Source organism: Lysinibacillus sp. NPDC092081 (genome assembly GCF_044755845.1).
In the GTDB taxonomy this organism is placed as follows: domain Bacteria; phylum Bacillota; class Bacilli; order Bacillales_A; family Planococcaceae; genus Lysinibacillus.
On the sequence record NZ_JBIVRU010000008.1, the window covers coordinates 94,084 to 117,344 of the forward strand.

Annotated in this window: 21 protein-coding genes; 12 read left to right on the forward strand and 9 right to left on the reverse strand. The window is 36.3% G+C overall.

Annotated features, from left to right (window positions below; genetic code table 11):
- Together ACIQLB_RS13735 and helD are read left to right on the forward strand one after the other, a co-directional pair.
- Window positions 1-1,191 carry a coenzyme F420-0:L-glutamate ligase gene (locus ACIQLB_RS13735; protein WP_400726521.1) on the forward strand — a complete coding sequence of 397 codons (1,191 nt, stop codon included), beginning with the start codon at window positions 1-3 and terminating at the stop codon, window positions 1,189-1,191.
- Window positions 1,192-2,469: 1,278 nt separating this feature from the next.
- Window positions 2,470-4,776, forward strand: coding sequence for an RNA polymerase recycling motor HelD (gene helD / locus ACIQLB_RS13740; protein ID WP_400726524.1), 2,307 nt, complete (start codon window positions 2,470-2,472; stop codon window positions 4,774-4,776).
- 62 nt (window positions 4,777-4,838) lie between these two features.
- Here the strand turns inward: helD and ACIQLB_RS13745 are convergent, their stop codons facing one another.
- The 5 genes from ACIQLB_RS13745 to ACIQLB_RS13765 all read right to left on the reverse strand — a co-directional run bounded on the left by ACIQLB_RS13745 (window position 4,839) and on the right by ACIQLB_RS13765 (window position 9,214).
- Window positions 4,839-5,594, reverse strand: coding sequence for an amino acid ABC transporter ATP-binding protein (locus ACIQLB_RS13745; RefSeq protein WP_387084875.1), 756 nt, complete (start codon window positions 5,592-5,594; stop codon window positions 4,839-4,841).
- Window positions 5,595-5,607: 13 nt separating this feature from the next.
- Window positions 5,608-6,309 carry an amino acid ABC transporter permease gene (locus tag ACIQLB_RS13750; RefSeq protein ID WP_370043935.1) on the reverse strand — a complete coding sequence of 234 codons (702 nt, stop codon included), beginning with the start codon at window positions 6,307-6,309 and terminating at the stop codon, window positions 5,608-5,610.
- Between the two features lie 12 nt (window positions 6,310-6,321).
- Window positions 6,322-7,029 (reverse strand): amino acid ABC transporter permease, encoded by a 708-nt coding sequence (locus tag ACIQLB_RS13755; protein WP_400726529.1) that lies wholly within the window; start codon window positions 7,027-7,029, stop codon window positions 6,322-6,324.
- Between the two features lie 138 nt (window positions 7,030-7,167).
- Window positions 7,168-8,037 (reverse strand): transporter substrate-binding domain-containing protein, encoded by an 870-nt coding sequence (locus ACIQLB_RS13760; protein WP_400726531.1) that lies wholly within the window; start codon window positions 8,035-8,037, stop codon window positions 7,168-7,170.
- 13 nt (window positions 8,038-8,050) lie between these two features.
- On the reverse strand, window positions 8,051-9,214 hold the full coding sequence (locus ACIQLB_RS13765; protein WP_400726534.1) for an acyl-CoA dehydrogenase family protein: 1,164 nt from the start codon (window positions 9,212-9,214) through the stop codon (window positions 8,051-8,053).
- Window positions 9,215-9,483: 269 nt separating this feature from the next.
- On the opposite strand from ACIQLB_RS13765, the gene ACIQLB_RS13770 reads away from it, so the two are divergent.
- Window positions 9,484-10,230 (forward strand): hypothetical protein, encoded by a 747-nt coding sequence (locus ACIQLB_RS13770; RefSeq protein ID WP_400726536.1) that lies wholly within the window; start codon window positions 9,484-9,486, stop codon window positions 10,228-10,230.
- Between the two features lie 99 nt (window positions 10,231-10,329).
- On the opposite strand, the gene ACIQLB_RS13775 is transcribed toward ACIQLB_RS13770, so the two are convergent.
- Complete coding sequence (locus ACIQLB_RS13775; RefSeq protein WP_400726539.1) at window positions 10,330-10,704, reverse strand: VOC family protein; 375 nt, start codon at window positions 10,702-10,704, stop codon at window positions 10,330-10,332.
- Window positions 10,705-11,183: 479 nt separating this feature from the next.
- On the opposite strand from ACIQLB_RS13775, the gene ACIQLB_RS13780 reads away from it, so the two are divergent.
- A complete protein-coding gene (locus ACIQLB_RS13780) occupies window positions 11,184-13,133 on the forward strand; it encodes a methyl-accepting chemotaxis protein (RefSeq protein WP_400726541.1) in 1,950 nt (649 codons plus the stop codon).
- A gap of 56 nt (window positions 13,134-13,189) precedes the next feature.
- On the opposite strand, the gene ACIQLB_RS13785 is transcribed toward ACIQLB_RS13780, so the two are convergent.
- Window positions 13,190-13,609 carry a VOC family protein gene (locus ACIQLB_RS13785; protein ID WP_400726544.1) on the reverse strand — a complete coding sequence of 140 codons (420 nt, stop codon included), beginning with the start codon at window positions 13,607-13,609 and terminating at the stop codon, window positions 13,190-13,192.
- A 619-nt stretch (window positions 13,610-14,228) separates the two neighbouring features.
- Here ACIQLB_RS13785 and guaC point away from each other — a divergent pair.
- Both guaC and ACIQLB_RS13795 read left to right on the forward strand, forming a co-directional pair.
- Complete coding sequence (gene guaC / locus ACIQLB_RS13790) at window positions 14,229-15,212, forward strand: GMP reductase (RefSeq protein WP_400726547.1); 984 nt, start codon at window positions 14,229-14,231, stop codon at window positions 15,210-15,212.
- A gap of 415 nt (window positions 15,213-15,627) precedes the next feature.
- Window positions 15,628-17,364 (forward strand): methyl-accepting chemotaxis protein, encoded by a 1,737-nt coding sequence (locus tag ACIQLB_RS13795; RefSeq protein ID WP_400726550.1) that lies wholly within the window; start codon window positions 15,628-15,630, stop codon window positions 17,362-17,364.
- Window positions 17,365-17,520: 156 nt separating this feature from the next.
- On the opposite strand, the gene ACIQLB_RS13800 is transcribed toward ACIQLB_RS13795, so the two are convergent.
- On the reverse strand, window positions 17,521-17,745 hold the full coding sequence (locus ACIQLB_RS13800; RefSeq protein ID WP_400726553.1) for a phosphate-starvation-inducible protein PsiE: 225 nt from the start codon (window positions 17,743-17,745) through the stop codon (window positions 17,521-17,523).
- A gap of 236 nt (window positions 17,746-17,981) precedes the next feature.
- Here ACIQLB_RS13800 and psiE point away from each other — a divergent pair, with 236 nt between their 5' ends.
- Window positions 17,982-18,437, forward strand: coding sequence for a phosphate-starvation-inducible protein PsiE (psiE, locus tag ACIQLB_RS13805; RefSeq protein ID WP_400726556.1), 456 nt, complete (start codon window positions 17,982-17,984; stop codon window positions 18,435-18,437).
- Between the two features lie 142 nt (window positions 18,438-18,579).
- Here psiE and ACIQLB_RS13810 read toward each other — a convergent pair whose 3' ends face one another.
- Entirely contained in the window at window positions 18,580-18,741 is a 162-nt protein-coding gene (locus ACIQLB_RS13810; RefSeq protein WP_400726559.1) for a hypothetical protein, read from the reverse strand.
- Window positions 18,742-19,168: 427 nt separating this feature from the next.
- On the opposite strand from ACIQLB_RS13810, the gene ACIQLB_RS13815 reads away from it, so the two are divergent.
- The 5 genes from ACIQLB_RS13815 (at window position 19,169) to ACIQLB_RS13835 (ending at window position 23,249) form a co-directional block, all read left to right on the forward strand.
- Entirely contained in the window at window positions 19,169-20,176 is a 1,008-nt protein-coding gene (locus tag ACIQLB_RS13815) for an HAAS signaling domain-containing protein (protein WP_400726561.1), read from the forward strand.
- Between the two features lie 266 nt (window positions 20,177-20,442).
- Window positions 20,443-21,633: a M14 family metallopeptidase gene (locus ACIQLB_RS13820; RefSeq protein WP_400726564.1), complete on the forward strand. Its 1,191-nt coding sequence runs from the start codon at window positions 20,443-20,445 to the stop codon at window positions 21,631-21,633.
- A 220-nt stretch (window positions 21,634-21,853) separates the two neighbouring features.
- Entirely contained in the window at window positions 21,854-22,183 is a 330-nt protein-coding gene (locus tag ACIQLB_RS13825; protein ID WP_049662700.1) for a PadR family transcriptional regulator, read from the forward strand.
- Window positions 22,180-22,587: a permease prefix domain 1-containing protein gene (locus tag ACIQLB_RS13830; RefSeq protein ID WP_400726567.1), complete on the forward strand. Its 408-nt coding sequence runs from the start codon at window positions 22,180-22,182 to the stop codon at window positions 22,585-22,587. Before ACIQLB_RS13825 ends, ACIQLB_RS13830 begins: the two co-directional genes overlap by 4 nt.
- A gap of 2 nt (window positions 22,588-22,589) precedes the next feature.
- Window positions 22,590-23,249, forward strand: a complete 660-nt coding sequence (locus ACIQLB_RS13835) for a hypothetical protein (protein WP_400726570.1) — start codon at window positions 22,590-22,592, stop codon at window positions 23,247-23,249.
- Window positions 23,250-23,261 lie beyond the last annotated feature (12 nt).

Below are 23,261 nucleotides of genomic sequence, written 5' to 3' on the forward strand. Positions count from 1 at the left end.
TTGGAACGTGTAGTTGGTACAGTAGTAAGAGGTCTTCGTGGTCCTATTATTAACGAAGGCGATAATATTGAGCAAATCGTTGTTGATACAGTATTAAATGCAGCAAAGACTGAAGGTTATTCCATTGAAGATCGTGACATTGTCACAGTAACAGAATCTGTCGTAGCGCGTGCACAAGGTAACTATGCATCTATTGATGATATCGCAGCTGACGTAGCTGCTAAATTTGGTGACGATACTGTTGGTGTTATTTTTCCAATTCTAAGCCGTAATCGTTTCGCTAACTGCTTACGTGGTATTGCTAAAGGCGTAAAAAAAGTTGTTCTTATGCTTAGCTATCCATCTGATGAAGTTGGAAATCACCTAGTTGATATCGATGAGCTAGATGTAAAAGGAATCAATCCTTGGACAGATACTTTAACTGAGGTTGAATTCCGTGAGCATTTCGGCTATAAAAAACATACATTTACAGGTGTAGATTATATTGAATATTATAAAGAACTAATCGAAGCTGAAGGCGCTTCTTGTGAAGTGATTTTTTCAAATAACCCAAAAACAATTTTAGATTATACGAAGAGTATTTTAACTTGTGATATTCATACACGCTTACGCACAAAACGTATTTTAATGGCAAATGGCGCTGAAAAAGTATACAGTCTTGATAATATTTTATCTGAATCTAATAATGGTTCTGGCTTTAATGCGGAGTATGGTCTACTTGGTTCAAATAAAGCTACTGAAGATAGCGTAAAATTATTCCCACATACTTGCCAACCGATTGTTGACGGCATCCAAGCAAAAATCAAAGAAGCTACTGGTAAAACAGTTGAAGTAATGGTTTATGGTGATGGTGCATTCAAGGATCCAGTAGGTAAAATTTGGGAGTTGGCTGACCCAGTTGTTTCACCTGCTTTCACTGCTGGATTAGATGGCACGCCAAACGAAGTAAAACTAAAATACTTAGCAGATAACGATTTTGCAGATCTTCGCGGCGAAGAATTAAAAGCAGCAATTTCTGAGTATATCCAAAACAAAGATGAAGATTTGACTGGGAAAATGGCTGCTCAAGGTACAACACCTCGTCGTTTAACAGACCTAATTGGCTCTCTTTCAGACTTAACTTCAGGCTCAGGTGACAAAGGAACACCAATGATTTATATTCAAGGTTATTTCGATAACTACACAAAGTAATTTTCAAAAAAGTGCGAGCTGGTTGCTCGCACTTTTTCTATCGAAAGATTCATTATAGTTTAATTCACCGTAACATCTTCTTTATTTTCTCTTCATCAAAAATGCCTCGATATAATACAGGCACCGTTTCAATTCCTAGTTTAGTTGCATAATGTACTGTTTTCTTTCATATATTTATAAAAAGCTCCTCATATTTGGGCCGGCTCTGGATTAGTGAAATAAATTGGTCTTTTGAGATTTCATACAGGCTGCTTCATGTACATTATGAACCTCTTCAACCCCCTCCCCCAATATCGGAAACTCTATATCCCCTCTCATTTTTCCCATTATTACTTTCGGAACTCTTCCTTTTTTGTTGTTTTTTTGTTATACAACAAAAAATATAATATCAAAATAATAATATACAACTTCCATATAACACAACAATTTACCTAGCCCAAATCCCTGCATTCCTGTTCAATATTTGTCGCACCAACAATAACAAATTGACCTTCAGACACATTCAAACGCTCACACAAAACACGGGATACCATTCGCGATTTCTACCTTGTAGCGTCACCAAATATTTCTTGACAAATGGCATCACTTGAAAGAATAAGCGCATTTTCGCTTTTTTGCTAACCCCTTAAAAAACGCGCTCTTATCACTTCCGGATAACCGAACCGTAAAAACCACCTTCATTTCTTCATCCCCTTTCAAGTGTCTATTTCATTTATAAAAATATATTCTCTTGTTAGCGATTAACTCCCAGTCTTCTTATTCATCAAAAATTAACCATCAGCTTAGTTTTAAAGTACTGAGATTAATTTTTGAGGTTCGAGGGTTAAAATGATGTAAGTTAGATATGACATTTGCTAAAACGTATACCATGAATATAAGTTGATTGGAGTGGAGGCTGGGTGATTCCTTAGGGATCAGCGTTACAGATGAGACCTTAGAGCGAGCAAATAAGATAACGCCTTCGTAGCAACATCATGCTGTTGCTACGCTTTCGCGCAAAAAACATCTGTTGGCCCAAGTGCCCAGTCGGAAAGGAAATCAACCTCACATTATGATAAAAAAAGTCACATGCTTAAGAGGGAAGAAATTAGAAATCAGGCTATAAAAAGGGCCGTTCCAACTTTTGTGGAACCGCCCTTTTTATTAAAAAATTGATTTTCTTTTATAAATTTATTATATCATAAATTTGCCAAAATTACTAGACTATACTTATTTCTGAACTAGCTGTATGATAAATTTCCCGATTCAAAATCCATATTGAAAGGAATGTGAGTAACATTGGAAAAGCAATATGAATGGACAGAAGAAAAACAGTATCTTGCTCTTTGTTTAAACACAGTTGATCATAAAAAAGAGGAGTTATTACAAAAAGAAAAGGCTGTTAAAGACAATGTTTTAGCGTTAAAGAAAACCTTTTGGGACGACGTTAGAGTGAATTTAGATACGCCTGAGGATATAGACGAAACCTTTTATGCTATCAAACAACAGGCCGAGCTCTTATCTGATTCCCAGCATGCTCAGCAACGTGTCATCAAAGATGTAAAAATTTATGACCGTTTACTGCAATCACCCTATTTCGCTCGCATTGATTTTTTACAGGATGATCATAACGAACCTTTAAAGATTTATATCGGTGTAGCAACCTTAATGGATGAAGAGAATGAAAACATACTAATTTACGATTGGCGAGCCCCTATATCAAGTATGTATTATGATTACACCCCTGGCCCCGCTACTTATGAAACGGCGACTGACGAAATTCAAGGTGAGATGCTTTTAAAACGGCAATTTATCATTAAAAATGGCCAATTACAATCGATGTTTAATACAGGTTTAACGATCGGTGATGACTTATTACTCGATATTCTCGCTCAAAATGCAAACGAACATATTCGTAGCATCGTAGCAACGATTCAAGCTGAGCAAAATAAAATTATTCGACATGTCAACACGCCTTATCTCATCGTAGAGGGTGTCGCAGGTAGTGGAAAAACGGCTGTTGCTCTCCAACGTGTTGCTTATTTGTTGTATCATTATCGAGACCAAATTACCGCAGATCAAATTTTATTGATTACACCTAATCAGCTCTTTAATCAATATGTTCATACCGTTTTACCGGATCTAGGTGAAGATAATATGCAGCAATTAACCTTCTCCGAATATGCAACAAAACGTTTAGGTCGACAGTTCCAATTGGAATATCCTTATGAGCAATTAGAGTCACTTTTAACAGAGCAAGATGACTCACTCTACCAAACGAAGCTTACGATTATTTCTTTTAAAGCTAGTCTCCAATATCGAGAATTGATGGACAAATATATTGAGCACCTTGCAAATGAAGGATTCCTGTTTAAAAATATTGTTTTTCGCGGAGAAAGAATTATTACAGCTCAAGAAATCGCTGAGTACTTTTATTCGTTCAACGCCACAATGCCTATCCCAAATCGACTGCAGTTAGTGAAAGAATGGTTATTACAACAATTATCGAAAATTGAAAAAGCAGAACGGGCGAAAGAGTGGGTAGAAGAAGCTAGTGAACTTTTAGACATTGAAGAGTATACAAAAACCTATAGCGAGCTTTTACATGAAGGTCGATTTTCAGAAAACTCCTTTGATGATTTTGAGCAAGAGCGCAAGAAACTAGCCATCCAAATTGTTAAAAAACAGTTCAAGCCACTTCGTCAATCTGTGAAACAATTAAAGTTTGTTCACACGTTAGGCATTTATCGTCAATTATTTGATATAAACAATACTATACATCAGCAATTACAGAACTTTTTGCCCGACCAATGGGAAGAAATCTGTCAGCATACACTCCCTAATTTAGCAAAGCGTATTATTTCGTATGAAGATGCTGCTCCATTTTTATACTTACAGGATAAAATAGAAGGTCAACGAACAAATACGATGATTCGTCATGTTTTAATCGATGAAGCACAAGACTATTCTCCATTTCAGCTATTTGTATTACAACAATTATTCCCACGTGCACGTATGACTATATTGGGCGATGGCCATCAAACCATCCATCCTCATACCTTTAAAAACCCTTCACTGCTAACACCACAATTGTATGGTGAACAAGCAGAAAAAATGATATTAACGAAAAGTTATCGCTCAACAAAACAAATTATTCACCTTACTTCGAAGATTTTACATGAAGACGCCAAAGTGGAAGCATTTAATCGAACTGGTCCCGAACCGACTATCACGATTGTTCCAAATGAAATAGATTTAATTGAACAACTTGTCGAAAAGATTAACAGCTTGTCCCTAAAGTTCGAAACAATTGCAGTCATCTGTAAAACAGAGCAAGAATGTACAATGGTTTTTGAGCAAATGAAAGACCACGTAGATCTTCAACTCATTACCCATCATACAACTCAATTTAAAAAGGGCATTTTACTGTTACCTGCTTATATGGCAAAAGGAATTGAATTTGATGCTGTCTTGCTATACAATGCTTCCGCAGCTAATTATTCTAGAGAAACAGAACGTAATTATTTCTACACAGCTTGTACACGAGCTATGCACGAATTGCATGTCTATTCCATTAACGAATTAACACATTTTTTAGTGCTTTAATTACAAAGAGAGAATCTGCATGCTTCAATTAAAGGCTTGCAGATTCTCTTCTTTTATCATCTTTAAATGTAATACGTATAATCCTCTGGAATAACACGTTTTAAGAATTTCTTCGTGCGCTCCTCTTTCGGATTAACAAATATATCATGAGGACTTCCTTCCTCTACAACGACACCGCCGTCCATAAAAATCACTCGGTTTGCTACGTCTTTTGCAAAGCCCATTTCATGTGTGACCACAAGCATTGTTGTTCCTTCTGCTGCAATGTTCTTCATAACCTGAAGGACTTCTCCTACTAGCTCTGGGTCAAGTGCAGAAGTCGGTTCATCAAATAAAATAATATCAGGATTTAATGCTACTGCTCGTGCAATACCAACTCGCTGCTGCTGACCTCCAGACAATTGGCTCGGATAGGCATCATATTTTTCTGATAAGCCTACTTTATCAAGCGCCTTTTTGCCAATTTCAATCGCTTCTGCCTTTGGAATTTTACGTCCTATAATAAGCCCTTCTGTCACATTTTCTAGCGCTGTTTTATTCGTGAAAAGATTATAGTTTTGAAATACAAAGGCTACACGTTGACGAATGGAATGGACGTCCTTCTTCTTCACATTTTGAAAATCTACTTGGATATCGCCAAATGTCGCATGTCCTTGGTCAGCTTTCTCTAAAAAGTTAATGCAACGTAATAATGTTGTTTTTCCTGAGCCGCTAGGACCTAAAATAACAACAACATCACCTTTATCAATAGCTAAATCGACACCCTTTAAAATTTCATTGTCACCAAATGACTTATGGATATTTTTAATTTCTAACATACTCGTTCACCCCTTAGGCTTTTGCCACTTTGAATTTACTTAAATGTTTTTCATATCGTTTAAAAATGTATTCGACCGTACTACATAAAATTAAGTACACAATGAAAATATCAATATATGCTTCTACGTAATTGTAGCCAACATTTGCAGCTACCTTAGCCTTTAATGTAATTTCAGGTAAGGACATTGCATAGCCTAAAGATGTCGCTTTAATGAGATTGACTGTAGCCGTACAAATATTTGGCATAGCTACTACTAAAGCCTGCGGAATAATAATACGGCGATAAGCTTGAAATGTTGATAAGCCTACTGCATGAGCAGCCTCTAGCTGACCTTTTTCAATCGTACTTAAAGCAGAACGAAATACCTCTATTAAAATGGCCGTTGTACTAAATGCGAAGACGATAAATGCATACCAAATCGGATTGATTTTATAAATATCATAGGCAATATTATATTTTTCAAAAATCATTTTAAGTAGTAATGGGATACTACTATAAATAATAAAGATTTGAATGATTATAGGTGTACCTCGGACAAAGGAGACATAAATTTTTGCTATATGGTGGATCACTGGGATTTTATTGACCCGTGTTAGTGCTAGTAGAAAGCCAAGTGGTAGAGCAACAAGCATAGCAACAATTGTCACAAGGAGTGCGATAGGTACACCTGATAATGCAACAAAAAATGTTTCTACTAAAAATTGATAATTCATGGTTACGCCTCCTTACGTTGTTTCTAATGTCTTTTTCCCCTTACCAAAGAACTTTTCTAGCATAGCGAAGAATTTTTCAATAATAATCGACAGCACCCAATAAACAATCGCTAAAGCAATATATATTTCTAATGCATGTGCATTAATATTACTTGCGATAATTAAATTTGCCTTTCCAACAATATCAATTAAGCCGATTGTATAAGCGAGCGCCCCTTCTTGTAATAACGCAATCATTCCATTCCCAAAGTTCGGTAAAGCGATAACGAGTGCCTGTGGAAAAATAATACGTCGATAGGCCTGGAATGGCGTTAATCCCACACTAACAGCCGCTTCAAATTGCCCTTTATTAATGGCTAAATAGGCAGAACGAATAACCTCTGACATAATCGCCGCAAACTGTAAAGTGAACGTTACGACTACAAAAATGGCTGTTGCGATTGAATGAAGATTTATGCCGAAGTTTTCCGCTAACGCTGGAACACCATAATATACGAGGAATAATAAGACGATAGATGGTGTACAGCGCATAATCGTAGTATATAAATTAGCTAATGTTTGCAGTAATTTTATTGAACTTAACTTGGCAGCCGCTAATAGTAAGCCAAATATTGTGCCTAGTACAATGGAAGACCCTGCAATTAAGAAGGTAACTTTTAAAAACGGCAATAATACAGGAATTGAGTTCCAAATGTATGATGCATCAAAATACTTCTCCATTTCCTCACCAACTTTTATATAATTCTCTTTGTATTAATAAAGACTGCTGAGTATACTGACTCAACAGCCTTTTATTTGGGTGTAGCTACTAACACTTTCTCTTCGAAAGAAGAGTCTTCTTTGATCAGCTACCGCCTATTAGCGCTTCACAGTTTCTAACACTTCAAATAAATCACGACCGTAAAACTTAGTGCTTAATTCATTTGTTTTCTTTTGCTCTTTAATTTTTGCTATAGCTTTATCGTAAGCATCTGCAAATTCTTGTTCCTTTTTATTGAACAACGGCCATGTTTTAATAACGGCAAATTCGTTGTAAACTACGTCATCCTTTAAATTATGATATGGGCCATCTTCTGCTAAAACTTGTTGTTTAAATGGACCTTCAATCATCACACCACCATCGACACGTTTTTCATTTACCCATTGCACGGCATCGACAGTGAACGCATCTCCAGCCTGTAATTTCACTTTATTGTCTGGGTTGGCTTTATTGTATTCATCAATAATTGTGTATTGAGCATTATTCGCAGCGATTGGTGCTAATGAATAACCTTTTTTCGCAAAGTCAGCTAATGTTTTTACACCCTCATCTTCTTTACGTAATACTAAGCCAGCACTACTTAAGCCTAAAAATTCTTTAGGGAAAATAAACTTTTCTGTACGTTCTTGCGTAAAGAATGCATTTTTTATTCCTACTTGATATTTCCCTTGCTCAACACCAATTAGTAAATCATCACTAGTTGTCCCTACAAATTCAAACTTATAGTCAGGTAACATCTCATCCACTAGCTTCATAACTTCCACATCGTAGCCTGTTGGGTTTCCGTTATCATCAATATAACTAATAGGCTTAGACGCCTGATCAAATGCAACCTTCACTGTACGTACTTTCGCACCATCTTCTGAGTCTTTATCTGAAGCTTCACCTGAATTACAGCCTGCTAAAATAGCAAGTGAAGCCAACCCGATTGCTGCTAGTTGAAAAATCTTTTTCTTTTGTTTAAACATATATCATTTCCCCTTATTCATTCGATTTTTGCTGTTCAATTGCGGCATTTGCCAATTTTATAATTGTCATATCATCCATCGGTGGATTATGAAGCCCTGCGCGAACATTTCGATAGTAGCGCTGCAATGGATTTGTTAACTGTAGACTTTTCGCACCTACTACACGCATTGCCTTATCGACGATTTCGATAGCCAAGTTTGTTACGGTATGCTTAGCAACTGCCATTTCATTTGCTAAAAGCTCACGTCTAGCTGGGTCATCATAAGCCTCGGCAACCCCATACAGTACAAAGCGTGCTTGATGTAACTTCAATTCAATATCGCCTAGAAGCTGCTGCACATTTGGTAATGTACTAATGGGAGCATTCAAGCTATTAGGTTGATGATGATTTGCAAAATGCAATGCATAATCACGAGCTGCCTGCGCAATACCTAAGTATGTTGCTGGTATATGTAGAATCCAACCATTTATCTTGCCACCACTTGGTTGACTCGGTAACTCTACTAAATGATTTGAAGGGACCATTACATCCTTTAAAACTAGGTCGTGGCTACTTGTGCCTCGCATTGCAGACATTTCCCAGTTTTCTTCAATTGAAAGCCCTTGAGCATCTTTATGAATAAGGAAGAAACCAATTTGATTTTTTTCCTCAATCCACGCTGATGTTAAGAAGTAATCTAGCACCGGTGAGGCTGTCGTAAAGATTTTGCGTCCGTTTAAGAGCCACCCTTCCTGTTTTGAAACAGCATTTGTTCCTGGTCGCCCTCCACGTGTTGGACTCCCAGTTGCCGCTTCACTTACAGCCCTGTTTATAATGGCACCGTTCTTTATTTCCTGGGCAAAAGAACTTAGCATATCGTCTGCCCATAGCTTTTCCACATATAGTTCGCCTACAACACCTAATGTCCATCCTAGTGAGAGTGAAGCATTCTCGTCATAGCTTGCTAACGTTTCTTGAACGAGTACCATATCATAGACTGATAATCCTTCACCGCCATATTCTTTCGGTAAAGTTAGTTTTGGATAACCAATTTGCAAAAGTAGTTTATGTGCTTCGAATGGAAAACGAGATTCTTCATCTACCTCTTTAGCCTCAGCCTTGATTGACTCAGAAATAGATGCTAGCTGATCTAGCCAATACTGCTGCTGCTTTGTTTTAATAAATAAATTCTTCAAAAAAATCTCCTTCTTCCCAAAATGTATAAAACATATATATTTACTAAGAATTAATGTTGTAAAAAAATCTCTACCCACTTTTTAGTAGAGAGAGGATGGTTGGTACTGAATTTTCTGATTCGTTGACATTTATCATACTTTTCGCATTTAAAAATGTCAATGGGTTAATTATAAGTTTTTTTATAAGTTTTATATTCATTACTAAAACGCCTTCTTTTCACAAAGCCACGTTTACAACATATGCTAAAACTAAAGAAAGAGGTGCATGTATGACTAATAATATGAATCCATCTTTGAATAATATGGCTATTTCGCCTATAATCCCTCAGGTTATTCAAACGAAATTTGGAGATATTAATGGGGATGGCTTACTTGAAACTGTTCTTTTGATGGGGACTAAAACTCCAGATAGCCCTTTGTGGAAAAACCTAACGCTTGCTATTTTTTACGGACAATCGCACCAATTCGAAAAAATAATGTTAAAACAAAGCGTCGGCTATAACCCAACTATATTTTTAGGTGACTTTACCGGCAATCATCTAGAAGATATTTTAGCCATTTCTGACACAGGAGGTAGCGGAGGTATTATCAACGGTGAAATATTTGCCTCAATAAACGGTAAAATACGCTCAATTTTTGATGCAGAATCGTTTAATAATAAACTAAAGTACAGCGTTAATTACCAAAATCAATATAAAGTAGCCGTTCGAAGCATGAATCCAAAAAAGCAATACATCATCGATTTACAATACAAGGGTCCGGATTATTTAGCGGAAATTTATAATAAAGACGGTACACTAAAGCAGCCTATTGAAGGATGGGTGGATCCAATCAGCGGATTATACCCAGTAGACTATGAACGTGATGGAATATATGAGATTTTAGCTTATCAGGCTATAGCAGGAAGATTTCATGCCGATGGATTAGGTTATGTAGAAAATATTTTGAAATGGGATGGCCATGAATTTAAAGTTGACCGTCAAACTGTAGGGATTTTTGGAGAAGATTTACAGTAAATTGCAACGCAATTATTAGAAAAAATCTGCCCGATTTCCGTACAGAACAATCGAAATCGGACAGATTCGAACTTGCTTTTTCTACTGATAGGACAAGGTTTATTTCTCTACTAATGCAAAATAATTATTTTCGTGATCAGCAAAATTAAAAACCCTACCCATTGGCATCATTACTAAATCTCCTACTTTAACGCCCTTTGCTTGAAAATCCTGATATAAATTTTCTATATGATCTGCATAAAACATAATAGAAGGTGTTCCTAAATTTAACTCCGGCTGCATTTTTGCAATGATTTCTTTATTGTGAAGAACTAAGGTAGTTTGAGCTTCTTTAGTTGGAGCAATTTCAATCCAACGTACTCCGCCCTCTTCCTGGTCAGCAACTACTACAAATCCAATTTTTTCTGTCCAAAACTTTACGGCAGTATCCTGATCATTTACATATAACATTACCTGTCCAATTTGTCGAATCATGAAACAATTCCCTCCTCTTTTGAGCATTAGTATACATCAAAATGTAGCTTTATATGTCATATCTAACGGTTATCGTTTTAACTTCTTTCAGCGGATGTCACAGAATCGGAAAGGAGTTCATAAAGGATGTTAGCCTAAGCACAAAGCCGATTCCGGACGCATTGTTTATCTGTAGCGAAAGCAAAGCGACAGTTACAATTATGCCGAGGTATAATTGATTATAAGTTGAGGATATCTACAATTAATGAACAGTTATTACAAAGTACTTAACTTTTATTTTATTTTTGATAAAATGAGCCTAGTTGTCTATTATTTACCTTAATCGGCAAAGTGTATACTTTTCACCATAACATAGGGTGTCTATTATCCGGTGAGTCTCTTAAGATAATAAGAGGTTGGTCACAAAGGCGTTATTACATCCTCAATTTTCGGTGATAAGACAAAGTATAAAATACTAAATTATAGTGAGGATAATTCAAGTGAAACAACTAAGTTTAAGGAAAAAGCTCATTTTTTCATTTTTAGCAATGCTTCTCATCCCAACACTGTTAATTGGAATTGTGTCTTACCAAAGTGCTGGAAAGCAAATTTCGAAAGAACAACAAGCAAGCACAACCGAGAGTGTGCGCATGCTTAATACGAATATTACCAACACGATTGAGCCAAAAGTGAAGGACGTTCAATATTTTTCAAAAAAGCTCAATCAATCTTATTTACAAGAAGGCAAAAATACAGAACTTAAATCGCTTTTCCACGAATACATGAACATGCATCCAGAGGTGGAACTGATTTATATCGGAACTTCTGATGGCAGACTACTGGATGAGCCTGCTCAAAAATACCCTAGTGGGTTTGACCCTCGTACGAGACCTTGGTATAAGCATGCTTTAGATAGCAAAAACCAAATATCTATTACGGCTCCATACATTACACAGACTACAGGTGATATCGTTCTTACGATTACTCAAGCTTTACCAGATGGCTCTGGGGTAATAGGGTTAGATTTAAATATATCTACACTAAGTACCATCACGAATGATATACGCATTGGAGAAACTGGCTTTGCTTCACTTTTAGATAGCAATAAAATCTATATCGCCCAACCAGATAAAGAAAGTGGTGCTGAAGCAACAGAAAGTTATATTACTAAAATCTATGAACAAGATAGCGGTAGCATTATAGAAAAAGATCGTCAGCTACAATTTGTTACAAATAAGCTAACAGGCTGGAAAGTTGTTGGTACAATGTTTACTGCCGAGGCTGCTAATGCCGCTGCTTCGACCTTTAATATCAACTTATTAATCATCGCTATTTCTATTATTGTTGGCATTATTTTTATGCTATTCATGATAAAATCGATCGTTAATCCGATCAATCGACTTAAACAAAGCGCTATAAAAATTAGTGAGGGCGATTTAACAGCGTTTATTGACATTCATACTAAAGACGAGATTGGACAGCTTGGGGAAGCCTTTATCGCCATGAAGACTAACTTAAAAGAACTTATTCGTAACGTTGATCAAAGCTCCCAACACGTACAGACTTCGGCGCATGGATTATCTGCGAATGCCGAACAAAATATAGCTGCTTCAGAGCAAGTTACTAACGCTATGCAACAAGTTGCTATCAGTACAGAAAAACAAACAACAGGCATTGACCAAAATGCTGTTTCTATTGAGGAAATCGCAAAAGGAGTCGTCGAGGTCGCTGATAGTTCTATGCAGGTTTCAGATTTATCTAGCCATGCTATAAACTTGGCCGAAGAAGGCGGCCAAGCAGTCAAACAAACTGTTAATCAAATGATTTCTATTCATGAATCTGTGACACAATCAGATACGATGATTAAATCCCTTTATGATCGAACAAAAGAAATTGGTTCTATTTTAGAAATTATTAGTGCTATTTCAGATCAAACAAATCTGCTTGCCCTTAATGCTGCTATTGAGGCAGCGCGAGCTGGAGAGCATGGGAAAGGCTTTGCAGTAGTCGCTGATGAAGTGCGTAAGTTAGCAGAGCAATCCCATCAATCAGCAGAGCAAATTTCTGCACTCATTACTGGCATTCAGCAAGAAACGGCTAAATCTGTTCAAACAATGATTAAGGCTTCAACAGATGTCCAGGATGGTTTGCAGCTAACAGAAGATGCAAGCAAAAAATTTGCAAACATTATTAAGAGTCTACACGATATTGCCCCGAAAATGGAGGATATATCTGCATCTGCTCAGGAGATGTCAGCAGTAGTCGAAGAAGTTTCTGCAACTGCTATCGAGCTAACTGATCATGCTAAATTAAATGCAGCCGCGTCAGAGGAAGTTGCCGCTTCAACTGAACAAACATTAAACTCGATGCAGGAAATGGCTACGGCCGCAAAAGTACTTCTCGATATGGCTGATGAATTACAAAGCTATGTGAATCGTTTTAAATACTAAAAAGAAAAGCACGATGTTAATGGAGATTTCCCTAACATCGTGCTTCAATATTAACTTTATTTATTTTCCTCATAACTAAACTGCCATTCGATACCGAATTTATCAGTAAGTGAGCCATAACATTTACTCCAAAACGTTTCTTGAAGCTCCATTTTAACCTTGCCACCTTCTTTAAGACCGTCAAAAGCTTTTCGCATCTCAGCCTCGTCGTCTGAGACTACGGCTAACGTAATATTGTTTCCAATCGTGAATGGGTTGCCTGGAAATGTATCAGAGAACATTACAGTGCTGCCAAAAATCGAAAGTCGCGTATGCATCACAAGATCTTTTGCTTCCTCCGGTAATTGATAACTTGGATTTTGTGGTGAATCTCCAAATGTCATAATTTCAGGTTTGTTCGTATTAAAAACTTTCTCATAAAAAGATACAGCCTCTCGACAATTTCCATTTAAAATTAAGTAAACCTCTACTGCCATTTCCAACACTCCCTTTGTCATTTTTCGAAACAATTCTATTTTACATGGATAACAAATAATAATACAAATCTTAGATAAACCGATCAAAAAACGGCTCATCACCATAACGTGTGGTTGATTTCCGTTCCGGCTGGGCGCTTTCCTGGGGGCGTCGGGGCAACAGGATGTTGGTCACGAAGGCGTTATCACAGGATGGGATGGTTTTAGCCTTCGTTCCTCTATCGCTTATCCCCAAGGAGTCGCCTAGTCTCCACTTCAATCAACTTATTCACATGGCATGCGTTTTAACAAATGACATCCGCAACTTTTGGTGAAGAGCCTAAAAAACTACTTTTCCTCTTTTGAAAAAAATCATAATATTAGTTATTTCCCCTACATAAGTTGTGAAATTTTTTCTTAATACTTTTAGCTTTTTAAACAATACGCTTAATCCTACTTTTAACCCTAAAACGGAAAAATGGTATATCTTTATGTTTCGCTTAATTCCTGTTCTTTCCTGCTATTTTTTTATTTATTTAGATAAAAACTTTGACATTTACTCGAAAATAATGTAAATTACCAAATGACGAACGATTTAAATTAAAAATTAAAAAATATTCGTATTTTAGGAGTGTTTATAATGGATAACGTATTTGACTATGAAGATATTCAACTAATTCCCGCAAAATGTATTGTAGAAAGTCGCTCAGAATGTGATACTTCAGTAACTTTAGGCGGTCATACATTCAAACTTCCTGTTGTACCGGCAAACATGCAAACAATTATCGATGAAAGTCTTGCTGTGAAGTTTGCTGAAAACGGTTACTTTTATATCATGCACCGTTTTAAGCCTGAGACACGTATCGATTTCATCAAAGATCTGCAAGGCCGTGGATTAATCTCATCAATTAGCGTTGGTGTAAAAGATGAAGAATACGCATTTATTGAAGAATTAGCAGCTGCAAATTTAGTGCCAGATTTTATTACTATCGATATTGCACATGGTCATTCAAATGCTGTCATTCGTATGATTCAACATATCAAAAAACATTTACCAAATAGCTTTGTTATTGCTGGTAATGTGGGTACACCTGAAGCAGTACGTGAACTTGAAAACGCTGGTGCCGATGCAACAAAAGTTGGTATTGGACCAGGTAAAGTATGTATTACTAAAATCAAAACTGGTTTTGGTACAGGTGGTTGGCAGCTAGCTGCACTACGCTGGTGTGCAAAAGCTGCAACGAAGCCAATTATCGCTGATGGTGGTATTCGAACACATGGTGATATTGCAAAATCTGTTCGCTTTGGTGCTTCAATGGTGATGATTGGATCATTATTTGCAGGCCATGAAGAGTCACCTGGCAATACAATCGAAGTCGACGGTAAAACTGTGAAGGAATACTTCGGATCTGCTTCTGAATTCCAAAAAGGCGAACGTAAAAATGTTGAAGGTAAAAAGATGTATGTTGAACATAAAGGCAGCATCAAAGATACTTTAGTTGAAATGCAGCAAGACCTTCAATCATCTATTTCTTATGCAGGTGGCAATAAACTAGAGTCCATTCGAAATGTAGATTATGTAATTGTAAAAAACTCTATTTTTAATGGAGATAAAGTATACTAAAAACTAGGGAAACCCAAACAAGAATGACGTAACTTCTTGTTTGGGTTTTATTTAATTGATTCCGCTTTTCCACTAGCAATTTGGGGTGTTATATAGGGTCGAGAGTATCGAGTGTTGGTGGTCAGTTTCTTCAGGGAATCAGGGCAATTTTGGCTCTTGGCGGAGCAATTCTTTGAGGTGCCCGAGTGGTTCCGACTCTCACCCGATCACTTCTTCATGCTTCCCGAGCATGTTCATCTTCTCCCATTCGGTGTATTTCTACCTCTAACCAACTACAACCAGACCATTAAAAAACTGGACATATCCTCTGTTTGTTTTCAGAATTTTCTATTTTATTAGAAAATTTTATATTATAATTAAACTATTAGTAAGTTTACAATACTCTTGTAAGCAAGAAAGAACGGAGGTTTTGCCTATGATCAAATCATCAGTCCGCAACAAACTTGTCCTTCTAGCTATTATTGTCATTTTGATTCCCACAGCACTGGTCGGAGCAGTCAATTACTTTTTGGCAAAAAATGAAATTGATGAGGTCGGTCGACAAAGTCTTAGAAATGGTACATTAGGCATTATTGAATTAATTGCTCAATTGGATGAGGAGGTTCAACAAGGGAAACTTACGCTAGAAGAAGCCCAGGAACGCGCCCGAACACAGATAGTTGGCCATAAACTTAAAGATAATAAAAGATCCATTGATAACCCTGTTAAATACGGTGAAAACTTCTACTTTTATGCATTTAAAGATGACGGAACAGTGGAAACTCACCCATCTCTTGAAGGACAAAATATCTCCGACTTACAAACCAGTGACGGTCGTTATTTTGTACGCGAAATGATCGATGAGGCAAATGCAGACGGTGGATATGTCCGATATGATTGGGCGTTACCTTCAAACCCTGATGTAGTGGCTCCTAAAATTACCTATGTAGCCAAGGACAAGCATTGGGGATGGATTATAGCTGCTGGTACCTATGAAATGGATTTTAATGCAGGCACTAAAAAGATCCTTTACTACTCACTTGCTATGACTGCTTTTGCAACAATCATTGGTGTAACACTATATTGGTTCTTCTCAGGTAAGATGACTTCATACATACGCCGAATTATGGTGATGACTTCAGATATTGCAAAAGGAAAATTAACTGGTGAAGACATCCCGATTACGACAAAAGATGAATTAGGAGTACTCGCTAGCAATGTTAATAATATGAAACATAGCTTACATGAAATGGTTCATAATACGAAAGAAAGTGCCACTCAAATGAGAGTTTCTTCAGAAATGCTTAGCGCCATTACAGAAGAAACGACTGCTTCAGCAGATGAAATTCATCAAGCCATTACAGAAATATCTAAAGGGGCCGTTATTCAAGCTGAAGAAGCCGAAATGGCGAGTAGTATGGTTGAAGAATTGTCGTCACTCATCTCAAATGCAACTGAAAAATACGAAGATATTACTGAAAATATGAATGCTATTCATACATCTCAGGAAAACGGCAGACAAAAAATAGAAGTATTACAGCAAAACTCGAATGAATTTACGAATGTCATCGAAGAGCTGAGAGCAAATTTCTCAAGTTTAACCGGCCAAATGGAAGAAATTCATCATGTAGTACAAACAATCACGTCCATTTCTGAACAGACTAATCTTCTAGCTTTAAATGCAAGTATTGAAGCCGCACGTGCAGGGGAACATGGGAAAGGCTTTGCTGTAGTAGCAGAAGAAGTACGTAATTTATCGGAGGATACAAATGAAGCTACTAACCGCGTGAGGAACTTATTAAAGCGTATCGAAATAGATGCAGCCAATTCAGATTCAAAGATGATGCACACGCTCCAGCTTTCGCAGGGACAGGCTATTTCGATTAACGAAGTAAAACATGCATTTACTATATTAGTAGATTCTATACAAGATATTACAGAGCACCTTGTTTCCCTCGATCAAGGTATGCATGAAATGGATGAAAATCGTTTAATCGTTATTAATGCCATTAATGAAATAGCTAGCGTGGCGACACAATCAGCAGCAGCCACTGAACAAATTAATGCTTCGATTGATGAACAAAAGTCAGCAGTCACATCTATTATGCACTCTTCGGTAGAGCTACACACAGAAGCCGAGCGCATGCATAATTTAGTCGATCGTTTTACGTGATGTACTACTTTACCAAAAATTTAAGATCCCTTATAAAATAGGTTTACAGCCAATTATAAGGGATCGTTATATTTTTATAAGTATGAATGTATTCAATATGTACCTTTTTAACAAAAGAAAAAATGCTACCAATTAAGCGTAGCATTTCCCTTAAAATTATAGCTTATTAATAACAGCGTGGATTGTTTCTTTTAATTCTGCATCATGATCAGAAAGGTCTACAAGGTTTGCTACACGCTCACGTAATACTGGACGTTCAATTACAAGCTTTTCATCTAGAACTTGTACTAGTAATTCGATAACAAGACGATCACGTACGTTTAATGCTTCTTCTAAACGCTCTGGTGTAATTTTTGCATCTGCTTTTGCTGCTTTAGCCATTTTAAAAACCCCTTTTAAATTTTATATTCATGCACATCTATTTTAGCATACCGCTAATTTATTTTGAAAACTTTCTTTCATGAATATATACCAAAACTTTACAAATAAGCACTACTACATTTACGATAAAATGTTATATTCAAACCATAAAAGGATGACGATCAACCATATGACTTGTGTTCTCTATTTAGTTTTTCATATTCACTTAGGACGATTTACAAGATTGGAGGAATTCGATGAATCAAAAGAACTCGACTTATTTACAATTAATAAAGGCTGTACCGCAATCTTTACAATTGTTTCTAAATGTTTGTCTTGTACTTTTAGCGCTCATTTTATCCTTCTTACTTTGCAAAGAACTCATCCAATTCCTTAAAATTTTAATATTCAACAACGATGGCGGAGACTATAAACTTTTTCTCGCTAATATTCTTATTTTCTTTTTGTATTTTGAATTTATCACTATGATTATTAAATATTTTAAAGAGAATTATCATTTTCCACTACGGTACTTTATATATATAGGGATTACGGCCATGATTCGATTAATTATCGTAGAACATGACCATCCCATCAACACCTTAATTTATTCACTTATTATTTTAATATTAATTATAAGCTATTTTATTATTAACATTACGCCGCTGGAACGACCTGTTCGCTCATCACTTTTTATGAAAAAAGAACAATAGCTTTATACGGTGAAATTGCTTTATTACAATAAGCTATTTATTCTCAGGCTATCTTTTCTTGTTTATGAAGGAAATTAAGGTTCATTTCAAAATCATGGAGTCGCATACCCGCAACTAGTTTGCTATCTTCCCATAGCCCATACTAATGAAGGGATGCATCATTGTTTTGATTGTGTATAAAGAGTGCCTTTAGCTGCTCTTTTGTTGGCTGTAAACTGCCCATCCTTCCTGGATAAGCCCCCACCACAATATCAACAAAATGTATAAAATCTTCTTCCTTCAATAATTTTTCAACGAGTTTCATATACATCCCCATCCTACACTAAATTTATGTAAGGCACGCTCTTTTCATAATTTTTTTCACATTAATTTCAGCCCTTGATAATAACATATATTACCACACGCAAATAATACTGTCTGTTGACAGTATTAAACCCTGAGGTGATTAAGGTGAGCTCCTTATTAGATGTATAAACAAAATGAATTACGAGGTGGAACATAAGTGCATATTGTTTTGCATACACCGTTTAGTTGCTATACCCTTATTCAGCGTCTTGAGCAAGTCGGCAGTAACAATGAACTGAGTACACTATTCTCGTTGGCTCGTTGATTAGGGCATAAAAGTGGGATACAACTAAAGATAAATCTTAGAAATACAATGTGTTGAGCACACATATGGCTCAACCAAAAAAGGAATGGACTGCATGAATTATTGAAGGGAGACGGAAAGAGTGAATCTGATTGATGCATATATTCATGAAGTAACTAGAAGGATAAGCAAAGATAAGCGTGATAAAACCAGCCTAGAACTAAAATCTACAATTGAAGATATGTTACCTGAAGATTATTCAGAATCAGATATAAAGGAAGTTCTTAAAAAGCTTGGAAATCCTGTAGAAGTCGCAGCAAGCTACCAAGAAACACCACGATTTTTAATCGGTCCAAAAGTGTTTGATACTTATATTAGGACAATAAAATTAGTTGTTCCTTGGGCGATTATTATTACAGTTATTGTACAGATGATAGAAAGTATTGTGCTTTATAGCGGAGAAGGTGCTCTCCTGTCTGCTATTATTAAAACGATTTCTATAACTATCGCTAATATTATTTCAGTAATCATCTACGTACTGTTCTGGATTACAGTTGCTTTCATTGTCATTGAACGATCTGGAGGAAATAATATTCGAATCCCCCTTATAAAATATCATCCAACATGGACACCTGATGATTTAGCAAAAGTTAAAATCATCCCTAAAGAAAAAAATATTTCACTGAATGATAATATTTTCAGTTTCTTAGGCATTGCTATTTTCGCCTTTGTCTATTTCAATGCTAATCGCCTTTTAGGCATCTATACGTCTCACAATAAAGGTGGCTTAAAATTTGTTATGCCTATATTCAATCAAGATGTCTTACTGTCCTTCGCTCCAATCGTTTTATTTTGTATCGCTTTAAGTGTAGCTTTAACATTATGGAAATTGAAGGCTGGTCAATGGACAATGTTAATCGCCGTAGGTAATGCACTTCTTCAATGCACAGGGATCATTGTTTTTATCCTCATGGCTATTCACCCTGATCTCATACACAGTCCCGCTGTACCTTATATCGCGGCAATTACGGAAACGACCTCTGCTAAGATTTTGTTTGCTATAGACCGAATATTATTCGTAAGCATTGCTATTGCCATCATCGCAAATGCATTTGATATTTATAGTGGCTTTAAAAAGGCTAAAATTTGAAGAGAAATATAGTTTTGAGAGCTGACTCTTTCTTGTTGGCTCTTTACTCATTCATATATTTTTATCACCTACTAAAAACGTTTAAGATATTCCCTCAAATTGATCAAAATATCGTTATTCCCCAATGTTTTGTATAATAATATAGTTGAAATACATTCATAAATAATCTGCACTAATGCAAACAGAATAAGTCCCATATTCTTTTCATATATATTTAATATTGGCAAATTTTGCTGAGGCATAATTGATATTAAGGAGAGAACAATGTGGATATTTACGTAAGACCAGGAGATTCTCTTTGGCATTTTAGTGAAGTGTTTAAAATACCTCGTCAACTAATTATAGATTCGAACCGAAATATTAAACCTTCATTTTTAAAGGTTGGACAACGCATCCGAATTCCGGGGTTTGTAACAGTCAATTATCAAATAAAGCTAGGAGATACCTTTTGGCAAATAGCCCAAAGCAGAAATCTACCATTAGTAGCCATCTTGCTTGTCAATCCTGGTCTTAATCCAAATCAATTACAAATTGGACAGACAATTCGCATTCCGCAACGAATCACATGGAGGCTCGTCAATGGTAAACAAAATTATACTTATACTACCATGATGAATGATATCAAAAAACTACTCGATGCTTATCCATTTCTGCAAAGCTCCACGATGGGACATTCTGTTTTACAGTATGAAATTCCAGAGCTTCTAATCGGAAACGGAACTAAGCGTGTACATTATAACGGCTCCTTTCATGCGAATGAATGGATTACAACTCCGATTATTTTAACTTTTATAAACGACTATCTACTCTCTCTCACCAATCAAAGTACTATTCGCGGTTTATCTTCACTCCCACTTTACCAGCAAACAATCCTTTCTATCGTTCCGATGGTCAATCCCGATGGTGTCGATTTAGTATTACAAGGACCACCTAATGACGAAGTATTAAGAAATCAACTTCTTACTTGGAATAACGGTAGCACTGATTTCTCTGGTTGGAAGGCCAATATACATGGTGTCGATTTGAACGACCAGTTCCCTGCTAAATGGGAGCTTGAAAGTGCACGAAATCCGAGTACACCTGGACCAAGAGATTTTGGAGGACAACGACCTTTGTCCGAGCCAGAGGCTATTGCTATGGCTGACTTGACAAAGAAGCGCGATTTTGCCAGAGTTCTTGCGTTTCATACACAAGGTAAAGTTATTTATTGGGGTTTTGAGAATCTCGAACCACCAGAGTCAGAAATCCTAGTTAATGAGTTTAGCCGGGTTAGTGGCTACGAGCCTATCAATTCAGCAGGCAGTTATGCAGGTTATAAGGATTGGTTTATCCAGGATTGGCGTAGACCTGGCTTTACCGTTGAGTTGGGTAGTGGTACAAATCCTCTTCCACTTAGCCAATTCGAGGACATCTACGAAGAGACATTAGGTATATTCCTTGCAGCATTGTATATGTAATAGAGTAGTTCAACCAAAGTAAATATCACAATTCAATTCTAAATAAATATCTTCAATCCCCTTTTACTTCTGATGTGAAGTGAATGGGGATTTTTTAACCCTACTAATTACACCTCGGCGAAAATCTGGACGTATTTGGAAAAATTACTTTGACAGGCAGAGTAATGTTTGCTAATATTACTCTAACAGATAGAGCAATAAAAAAGTAAGTAGGTGACTTATGGTTCGAAGTGACATCATCCGCGGACACTTGGACTCCATTATTCTAAGGTTAATTTTAGAGAAAGATCGTTATGGTTATGAAATTTCTCAGGAAATAAGTATCCGCACAAATAATCGTTTTCAAATTAAAGAAGCAACTTTATACGCAGTTTTTCAACGTCTTGAGAAAAAGGAAATTATTGAAGCCTATTTTGGTGATGTTTCACACGGAGGCAAAAGAAAGTATTACCGTATTACCCCATTAGGTAAAGCATATTTAAATGAGCTAGTAAAAGAGTGGTCGGAAGTAAAAGAAATTATCGACTTATTTATGGAGGGCTTAGAATGAAAAAAATAAAAAATCATATTGATGAGCTTTTTAAAGACATTCCTCGTAATAAAGAAACAGAGATGGTTAAACAAGAAATCATTCAAAATCTTGAGGAAAAAGTATTTTATTTGATGGATCAAGGGAAAGAACAAGAGGATGCCATCAACAAAGCCATCGTGGAATTTGGAGATATTGAGGATTTAAAAAAGGAATTAGGTGTGAAGGAGCCCGGAAAGAAAAGCATGTCTAAATTAAATTTAGAATTCTCTATATGGGGTAGTGGCTTAATCATTGCATTTTTTATTTTTATTAATCTTTACTATACACCAGATACAATTTGGGCAATCTATCCGATCTTCGCAATATTATGGTGGCCATTATCTATGTACTTCGTTTGGTCACGTAAGAAATGGAGTGAATGAACATGAAAAACTTGATTAACTTTTCGATTGTAGGTTGTTTGATGACAATGATTTTTTTAGGGATCGTCAATTATACGACGTCACCTCAGGAGCTTTGGTTTATTTATCCGTGCTTACTTGTTTTGCTATGGCCAATAACGTTATTCTTTATGTCTAAAAGAATGTATAAACAATATTCTCTTGTTTGTAGCACACTGATTATTGCTTTTCTTATCATTGAGAATTATTTATACTCGCCCGATTATATATGGTTCATTTATGCGATTTATCCAATCATCTGGTGGCCAATTCTTATGTATTTAGAGGAAAAAGCAAAATCATTAAAAATTGCACTGATAGGCTGTGCAAGTACCATTATTTATTACTCCTTATTAAATATTATTTTATCCCATCCATACCCTTGGGCGATCTATCCATCTTTTTTAGTAATTTGGTGGCCCTTAGCTTTATACCACGCACAAAAAAAAACGTTTGTAGCATTCTCTGTTACCGCTACAGTTCTTATTAGCATCTTTTTTATTACAGTAAATATTGTCTCTTCACCAGGAGTAATATGGGCGTTTTATCCAATCTTTGTAGTTCTCTGGTGGCCCCTTAGCATGTATTTTTATGTTTATAAAAGAAAAATGTACAGATCAACAACTCTTCCTAAAAAAGTCTAAAAATTGCGATTA